The sequence below is a fragment of the Vibrio makurazakiensis genome (assembly GCF_050337375.1).
Lineage (GTDB): Bacteria > Pseudomonadota > Gammaproteobacteria > Enterobacterales > Vibrionaceae > Vibrio > Vibrio makurazakiensis.
Window position 1 is genome coordinate 1 of the sequence record NZ_JAKJSW010000173.1, and the last position, 8,962, is coordinate 8,962.

At 42.3% G+C, this 8,962-nt stretch carries 5 protein-coding genes and 2 pseudogenes; 4 read left to right on the forward strand and 3 right to left on the reverse strand.

The genetic code is table 11. The features are described from left to right. Positions 1-10: 10 nt before the first annotated feature. The 4 genes and pseudogenes from L4C33_RS16550 to L4C33_RS16565 all read left to right on the forward strand — a co-directional run. A pseudogene (locus tag L4C33_RS16550) lies at positions 11-832 on the forward strand (lipase); the annotation flags it as partial. Beyond that, a complete protein-coding gene (locus L4C33_RS16555; protein ID WP_428813519.1) occupies positions 822-2,006 on the forward strand; it encodes an outer membrane protein transport protein in 1,185 nt (394 codons plus the stop codon). The pseudogene L4C33_RS16550 and the gene L4C33_RS16555, both read left to right, overlap by 11 nt. 165 nt (positions 2,007-2,171) lie before the next feature. Then, positions 2,172-3,314 (forward strand): efflux RND transporter periplasmic adaptor subunit, encoded by a 1,143-nt coding sequence (locus L4C33_RS16560; RefSeq protein ID WP_428813520.1) that lies wholly within the window; start codon positions 2,172-2,174, stop codon positions 3,312-3,314. Further along, entirely contained in the window at positions 3,301-6,378 is a 3,078-nt protein-coding gene (locus L4C33_RS16565) for an efflux RND transporter permease subunit (RefSeq protein WP_428813521.1), read from the forward strand. Before L4C33_RS16560 ends, L4C33_RS16565 begins: the two co-directional genes overlap by 14 nt. 109 nt (positions 6,379-6,487) lie before the next feature. On the opposite strand, the gene L4C33_RS16570 is transcribed toward L4C33_RS16565, so the two are convergent. The 3 genes and pseudogenes from L4C33_RS16570 to L4C33_RS16580 form a co-directional block, all read right to left on the reverse strand. Further along, positions 6,488-7,228, reverse strand: coding sequence for a DUF481 domain-containing protein (locus L4C33_RS16570; protein ID WP_428813522.1), 741 nt, complete (start codon positions 7,226-7,228; stop codon positions 6,488-6,490). Between the two features lie 18 nt (positions 7,229-7,246). Next, positions 7,247-8,152 carry a hypothetical protein gene (locus L4C33_RS16575; RefSeq protein ID WP_428813523.1) on the reverse strand — a complete coding sequence of 302 codons (906 nt, stop codon included), beginning with the start codon at positions 8,150-8,152 and terminating at the stop codon, positions 7,247-7,249. Between the two features lie 302 nt (positions 8,153-8,454). Continuing rightward, a pseudogene (locus L4C33_RS16580) lies at positions 8,455-8,962 on the reverse strand (glyceraldehyde-3-phosphate dehydrogenase); the annotation flags it as partial.

Here is an 8,962-nt window from a genome sequence, read left to right on the forward strand (position 1 = left end):
GTAATGGTGAGCGGTAATGGTGAGCGAGTTTAGTCAGGGCGACGGAGATTTTGAGTTTAATACTGTGAATTTTGTCGTACCGGGGCAGGGTCTAACTAACCTCACTCTATCGTCCCAAACCCTCGGCCCTGAAATGTCTGAAGGCGTGAAGGATTCTCCTGATGTTCAGCGTGCTATTGCAGAAACGGTTATTCCCGATATTTGTACAGAAAGCGCTGATAACGAGACATGTATCGTCTCCCTTCGAGAGTTTGTGGGTGAGTCTTCGGACAATGCGTTAACAGTGAATAAATTAGAAGATGATATTTACGAGGCTTTAGTCACGGGGCTGAAACAAGGGGTTCAAACCACTATAGATAGCTCAGACCCTGCGAGTTTTACTTCACGTCAAGCTGAGAACAAACAACCTACATTACTGCTCGCAGCAGTCGGTAACTGTGGAAGTACGTGTGAGGTGGGGGAATATATTCCCGATAGTGTAGTTCCTAATTCTGCTCCGGATAATATTCGCACAGGCACTGAACCTCTTATTAAAGCGCTAGGTTTATTGCCTATTACAGGAGATACGGCCCCATTTGTTTCTACGAAGCAGACACGTGGTGTCCTTCGTACAACTACTGGCGGGCATGGAACGTATTTGTTTCCGTATGAGGGGCCAATGGATGAGTCGGGGCTACCAGGGCTCCCTGATTCTGGAGAATTGAATTACGTCTGRGATGCCACAGATACACAGCAAGTCGCAGTGGCCTCTATGGTGAAGACCAGAGGATTGGCAATAGAAATTGTGAATGAAGCTCATATTGAAACAGGGGGATCTGAAAATGAAGAGTAAGTTAATTTTGGGTACTGCAGCCTTGCTCCCGTGTTTCTCAAATGCTGCTGGTTTCCAGCTCAATGCTCAATCTGCATCGGGGCTAGGGCGTGCTTTTGCTGGGGATGCTGTTATAGCTGATAGTGCAGCTATTGTTGCGAAAAATAGTGCAGCAATGGCTTATATTGAGCAGCCAACCGTGTCGGTTGGGGCCATTTATATTGATAGTGGTGTCGATGTTACAAATATCAGTTACACGTCAGGTTCTGCACCGACGGAGTCACTGAGCGATCAGTCTTTGAGTGCGGGGACACTCGTTCCGAGCCTACATTATGTTCACCCTATTACCGATTCTAAATTTACCCTAGGTGCAACGGTACACTCGAACTTTGGAACTAACGTTGAATTCGATGATTCATTTGAAGCGAGTGAATTTGGCGGAAAAACCGCGTTATCAAGCGTGAATGTTGGTGTGGCATTGGCATATGAAGTTACAGAACACATCAATATTGGTGCTGGTCTTGATGTTATCTACGGCGAGGGACAAATATCTCGTGAAGCGATTTTAGATATTGACGCCGATGGTTTTGGGCTTGGTGCAAATGTCGGTGCTACATATCAGTTAAATGACAACAATCGATTTGGTATTTCATATCGCTACAGCCCTGACATTGAAGTTGAAGGTGAGATCAGTCAAGTAAGTGTGCCCGCAGATAAAATGAATGTTCCCCTACCTGATACTTTGGAGTTCTCTGGTTGGCATCGACTAAGTCAAAAATTTGCAATGCATTATAGCCTGCAGTGGGTTAATTGGTCTGAATTTGACTCCCTCACTTCTCCGTCGTATGACGATACGATTAAAGACTATAAGTGGAAAGACGCAGGGCATATTTCCGTTGGTGGTACTTACGACATGTCCAAAGACTTTGTTTTAAGGGCGGGTTATATGTACGACTTGTCACCAACCGATGAGCTCACCTCATTATCGATTCCTGATGTTAATCGACATTGGTTTACGATTGGCAGTACCTACCATATTACTGAGTCTAGCTCAGTAGATGTTGGCCTCGGTTTTATTGTTGGAGAATCAGCTGAAGTTGATGAGAGCCTGACTGTGGTAAGCCCCTCAAACATTAGTGCCAACGTGACGGCTGACGCTGTTTTGCTCGGTGTTCAATATCAGCACCGTTTCTAGTTGTTACACATACTTAAACTTACGAGGCTCAAAGTGATTTGAGCCTTCTCATGAACTATTAGTTGTTATTAGCATTATTTACATGGCTGGAAGCTCATTAAGTTAAAAGCGGCTGCTTAATACAGTTTTTGACGAGTGACGTTGAAATACTGAATGGTTATTAAAATGAAATTGAAACTTTTAAGTAAAACAATTTGTTTAACTTTGGTTGCGCTTAGTAGTGCACCTGCTTTTTCTGAAGAGCCTCCAATGATACCGGTGACCATTGAACAGGCTAGAACTCAAGCGTTCACTTCTTCAATTAATGAAGTGGGAAAAATTAGAGCAACAGACTCAGCTGCACTTACATTCAGTGCTTCAGATAAAATTCTAACCATCCATTTTAGTGATGGAGATTCGGTGGAAAAAGGGCAGGTGATTGCACAGTTAGATGATGCAACTGCCAAGGCTGATCTTGATAAAGCTCGTAGCTCGCTGGCTCTTGCTAAATCGAAGCTAAAACGAGTGCAAGAGCTTCTTAAAAAGCAGCCGGATTCGATGTCTCAACAAGACGTAGAAGAGCTAAAAGAACAAGCAAATTTGGCTCACGCTGATTTTAGGCAAAAAGAAGCGTTGATGAAGAACTACTTACTTGTTGCTCCTTTCGATGGACAACTAACTAATTTTAGTCGCTCTGTAGGCAGTCGTATTGATAGCTCAACGACATTAGTGAGCTTGATAAAATTGGATCCAGTGGAAGTCCAGTACTCCATTGGTCAGTCTGATCTTGGAGATGCAAAACTTGGTCAACATGTATCAATCAAGGTAGACGCATTTACTGACGAGACATTCTCAGGTGTTGTTGACTATATTGCTCCTGCTGTTGATGAAAGTTCAGGTCGTGTGGAAGTACATGCCCATGTGACTAACCCAGAGCATCGTTTAGTGCCAGGAATGTTTGCAAAGGTCGATCAAGTTACTAGTGAAGACGCTAATCAGCTGATCATTTCTCAGAACTCGGTTCAGGCAAAAGACAACGAACGATTTGTTTGGGTCGTTGATGGTAATAGCATCGCGCAAAGAGTCGTTGAACTTGGGGTGAACACTAATGATGGCTATGTCGTTGTAGAAAAAGGCCTAAAGCTAGGAGAGAGTGTTGTTGTTACTGGGCAGCAAAACTTGAAAGTAGATTCGTCAGTAAAAGTGATGAATGTAGAAGGTGAATCTTCCAGTGCAATGAACATCAATGAAGTTCAGGAAGAGCATGTAGAAGTACAAAGTGATCGCAAGGAAGTGACATTAGAGGAGACGGCAAATGAAGCTTCCTGAGATCTGTATTAAGCACCCTGTATTTGCATCAGTACTAAGTATCGCGATTGTATTGTTTGGAATGCTCTCTTTTCAAAAACTATCGATTCAATATTTTCCTGAGCATAAAGCGCCTTCGGCTAGCGTCTCTGCTGCGATTAGCGGGGCAAGCGCAGAATTTATGTCGAGAAACGTAGCTGATAAGTTGATCACGGCAGCGACAGGATTAGACAGCGTTAAAACYATGACGACAGATTGTCAGGAAGGGACGTGTAGTTTAAAGATCATGTTTGAAGATGACATCAACGAAGTGGAATACACAAGTTTGATGAACAGCTTACGCAGTAGCGTTGAAGCAATTGGTGACTTTCCACCAAGCATGACAGACAAACCGACGGTTACTGACGACTCTTCAGATACCAGTATGCCAAGTAATATCATTACTTTTATCAACTCTGGCGGCTTATCTAAACAGGAAATGTACGACTATATTAGTCAGCAAGTTGTTCCGCAATTTAAGCATATTCAAGGTGTTGGCGGAGTTTGGGGGCCATATGGAGGCAGCGAGAAAGCGGTTCGTGTTTGGCTTCAACCCGATAGAATGATGGCGCTTAATATGAGTGCTGCAGACGTTGTCGGTACTTTGAGCTCTTACAATGCCACTTTCACCGCGGGTACCATAAAAGGGCAAGTCCGAGATTTTTCCATTAACCCTGTTAACCAAGTGACGAGCGTTGAAGATGTTCGCGATCTGGTTATTCGTGCTGATGAAGGAAAAATAATCCGCATAGGGGATATAGCAGAAGTGGCAATGGGTGAAGCTAGCCTAACGCCAAGTATTTTACGAGTAGACGATAAATTATCGATGTCTATTCAAGTATTGCCACTTAAAAGCGAAAACCCGGTTACTGTCGCTAATAAAGTTAAGAAGCAGATCGACAGCATTCAACCTCAGTTGCCAGATGGCATCGAAATGGAAATGGTGTATAACCAAGCCGATTTTATTGAGGCTGCTATTAATGAAGGGTTCATGACCTTAGTTGAAGCTATCGTTCTTGTTTCAGCCGTTGTAGTTTTGTTTCTTGGTTCACTGCGCGTGGCTTCTATTCCAATTATCACTATTCCCGTATGTGTAATTGGCGTATTTGCGGTTATGTCCGTGTTGGGTTTTAGCATTAATGTACTCACGATCTTAGCTATCATTTTAGCGATAGGGTTGGTTGTCGATGACGCAATTGTCGTTGCTGAAAACTGCTATCGTCATATAGAAGAGGGTGAAACACCTTTCAATGCAGCGCTAAAAGGGTGTAAAGAAATCGTCTTCCCCGTTATTGCGATGACTTTAACCCTAGCTGTTGTGTACCTTCCAATTGGGCTTATGTCGGGGTTAACAGCAGACTTGTTTAGGCAATTCGCATTTACTTTAGCGGCGGCTGTGATTATTTCAGGCTTTGTTGCTTTAACATTGTCACCGATGATGAGTGCATACTTGATGAAACCAGTATCGACACCCTCAAAATGGTTTCAAAAGGTAGACGCAAAACTCAATGTATTGTCAGAAGCTTATATAAAAGAGCTAGGTAAATGGTTTGAACGCAAAACACTAATGAGTGCCATCGCTATTATTCTGATTGTGCTTTCAGGAATTGCAGTATGGAAGATGCCCCAAATACTGTTACCCACCGAAGATACTGGGTTTGTTGAAGTGGCTTCAACTCCACCGACTGGTGTAGGTAGACAATATCATCTTGAGCATAATCAACAGTTGAATAGTGTGTTTAAAGATAACGAATCGATTGCTGCCAATTTATCTTACATAGAAGGTACGCCGACCAACCATGTCCTTTTGAACTCTTGGGGTGAACGAGATAAGTCTGCTGATGAAGTGGTGAATGAATTTATAGCGAATGCACAAAGTGAAGTGTCCGCCTATGGAATGTCGTTTAAAGTTCGGACTGCGGATAACTTGAATATTGCGACTAATGTGATTCTAGAAGTCACTACGGTTGACCGTGATACTAAATCGTTGTCTGAAACTGCACATAATGTTGCGAACCTTTTAGACAATTATGAGGGCGTGACCAATATCAAAAACTCAGTGCTTCGAGATCAGATTCGCTATGACCTGTCGATTGATAGAAACGCTATTGTGTTGTCTGGTGTTGACTACAGCAATGTGACCAACGCGCTTTCTACGTTTTTAGGTTCGGTCAAGGCGGCAGATTTACAAGCTGACGATGGATACACCTATCCAATTCAAGTACAAGTGAATAGAAATGATCTGGGAGATTTTAAAGTATTAGATAAGCTTTATGTTGATTCTCAATCTGGTCAGCGTTTGCCTTTGTCACAGTTCGTTTCGATTAAGCAGGTCACATCTGAATCAAACTTTAAAACCTTTATGGGAAAAGATAGCGCTGAAATTACGGCGGATCTTATGCCCGGGTATACGGCAAGCGATGTAAAAGCTTATATTGATGAAAATGTGCCTAGCTTAATGAAACACGCTCAGAATTATGAGTTTAACGGTGTGATAAAAGATTTGGTGGATTCGAGCGCAGGAGCTCAAACTCTTTTTGTTCTTGCTCTGATTTTTATCTTTTTGATCCTAGCTGCTCAATTTGAAAGTTTTGTTGATCCGATGATCATCTTGCTTACCGTTCCACTTTGTATTGTCGGCGCAATTTTGACTTTATCAGTGTTCGGACAGAGCCTAAATATTTATTCTAAAATTGGCCTGTTAACCTTGGTAGGTTTGGTGACTAAACACGGTATTTTGCTGGTGGAGTTTGCCAATGAAAAACGCAAGCAAGGAGCTAGTGCAAAAGAGGCCGCTATAAGCAGTGCACGCTCGCGTTTACGCCCGATCTTGATGACTTCACTGACCATGGTCTTAGGCTCATTACCGTTAGCATTAGCTGATGGGCCTGGTTCTCTTGGGCGTGTGAATATTGGCTTAGTGTTGGTTGGCGGTTTGTCTGTGGGGACGTTCTTTTCACTGTTCTTAGTGCCAGTCGCTTATGTGGGAATGGCGAACTTGAAAGAGCTGAATGTCTTAACGCGGTTTCAAGTTAAACGTGCTTAACCTGTAGGAAGAAAATTTAAAGGGCCCTCTAGTAGAGGGCCTTTTTAGTTTTAATGATAAACAGAGGTAGAGTCTAGCGTCTAAAAGTGTAGCGGGGGATTGGAGGATTCTAAAAGTCGTAATTAAGATTCATCGAACTGTAGATTTCATTGTTACTTTGGTCAGAAGCTACAGTGGTGTTGTAGATGTAATCCGTATCAAAGGTTAGGGCTAAATTACCCATTAGTATGTTCTTCAGATAGGCCTTTACGTTGTAATTGGTATTTTCTTCACCATACGCAACTGTCATCGTCGTCCCCATAGAAAACGTCTCATTGAAGGCAATAGAGCCATCTAACGTGCCACTGGCGATCAACTCATAGTTCTCTAGGTCTGGAAACTCCTCGTCGAAAGCTTGTCTTTGGCTTATTCGGTAGCCAGGGCCTGCGGAGCCTTGTAGTTTGATGTTTTCGGTATCATAAAAATTTCGACCTAAACCTGTCATCGTGATGGATTGTTTACGATAAGTGCCAAAGTGGTCGTGTTCAAAACGTGAGGCGGCAACGAAGTAAGTTTTAGGATTTAAATCGTAGGTAATCCCATAGTTGAGCGTATATCGATTCGTACCATCTTCTCCTTCTTCTGCACTTGTATAATAAGTATCAAATTGAAGTCTCTGTCCCCAATCATCTTCTTTATAGCCGATGGAAATTCCTGAGTTAATAGAAAGCGAAGTACTCGTGTTTTCGGAATAAATGAACCCCAATTTAGTGAGTCGTGTAAACGGTGACTCCTTGTCGTCTTCTGTTGAAAAAGCAGAAAATGAGATTGGCAGCGTTATAGTAATAAGTAGAGTTTTAGTAAGGCGCATAGTCGTTAGATATCGAGTTTAGACCAGAAAAGACAAAAAGTTAGCGGATGGCTCAAAGGGGTGATTGATGGGGGTAAATCCATCTTCTTGAGTTCCATCGAACTTTTGAAAATGAATGAAATTCGAGATCAATTCGGACGCAGAGTCATTGTTCAAGTCCAAGCTATTTAATAGCTTCCGCTCAATATGAATGGAGAAAATAACTCGGCAGTTATTGTCTGAGTCTTTATCCTGCACATTCACTTTTACATGGTTGTCTGGAAGAGTCGCGAAGATGTCTAAAGCCGCTTTCATCGCACTGCTATAAACGTATTCCTGGTAGATTTTATTGCGGCGCTCAAAGGGAATCGTTTCTACTTTTAAAAGCCCTTGAAAGAGAGATTTCTGCGTTCGAGGAACTGCGATATTCTGGTCTACCCGGATATTTACGTCCAAACAGTAGCCATTTTTATACTCTAAATCATTGGATGAAATACTAGGAAATCCCGGAGCTTGTTGTGTCCAACTTTCTAATTGCTGTCTCAGAGCCTCGATTTTAGAATCGTTGTCGTTATTTAATACATTTTTAGCGAGTTTGGTCTTCTGCAGCCATTCAGAATATTCCTGTTGCCAACACTTAAGCTGAGTTTGGTAATGTGCAATATCCTTGTTCGTTGATGTTTCTATGTCTTGTAGAAGAGCATCAAGTTGCGGGCGTTTTTGAGTCAGGTAGTTCATCCAGCTAAATTGATAGCCGCTTAGTGTCTCGATAGCTTTGGATTTGTGTTCAAAGGTAATCATAGGCATTACAGGGGGCGCAATGTTAGCTACAGCCTCCCAATCAACCTGTTCTGTAGCTTGTGTATGCAGGGATTGAATGAGAGTGACATGCTCGTTGAAGGCATTGACTTCATCCGCACATTTTTGAAGGTATTGAATGCTCATTGTGATTTATAACTGCCTAGATTGAAGTAGAAGCAGATATTTTATTTCGAAAAGAGAGAGTGAATATTCAATTCAATATCAATGATCTTTATTGATATAAATTGATAACTTCTTAACTTTACTTGGTTATAGATTAGCTATGGGTTAGTTATAGCTTGGTTCGCGAGGGCTTGAACTAGGAGTTTACGCCATCAAAAAAGCCGCTCATAAAAATGAACGGCAAAATTGGGGGGTGATCGCTCTGGTTTATCAAAATCAGAGCGATATCTTTATCGTTATTATGTTGTGGAGTCTTTAATTTCTTAAACTGCTGGGTAAGTTTTGTAACGAACACCCATCATCTGTTCCATACAATGTACAACCTGGCAGCTGTAGCCAAATTCATTGTCATACCAGATGTACAGAACTGCGCGGTTGTCTTGTGCGATAGTAGCAACACCATCAACAACACCTGCATGGCGAGATCCAACCAAATCACTAGAAACAACCTCAGTTGAATCTGTGTAATCGATTTGACCTGATAGTGGCGATGTAAGTGCCATTTCGCGTAGGTAGTTGTTCAGCTCTTCTTTATCTGTACCTTTTTCAAGGTTCAGATTAGCAACCGCCATCGATACATTTGGCGTTGGAACACGAATAGCGTTTCCTGTTAGCTTCCCAGCCATCTCTGGCATTGCTTTCGCTACAGCTTTTGCTGCACCAGTTGAAGTTAGAACCATGTTCAATGAAGCGGCACGGCCACGACGATCACCAGAGTGGAAGTTATCAATCAAGTTTTGATCGTTCGTGAATGAGTGAACTGTTTCGATA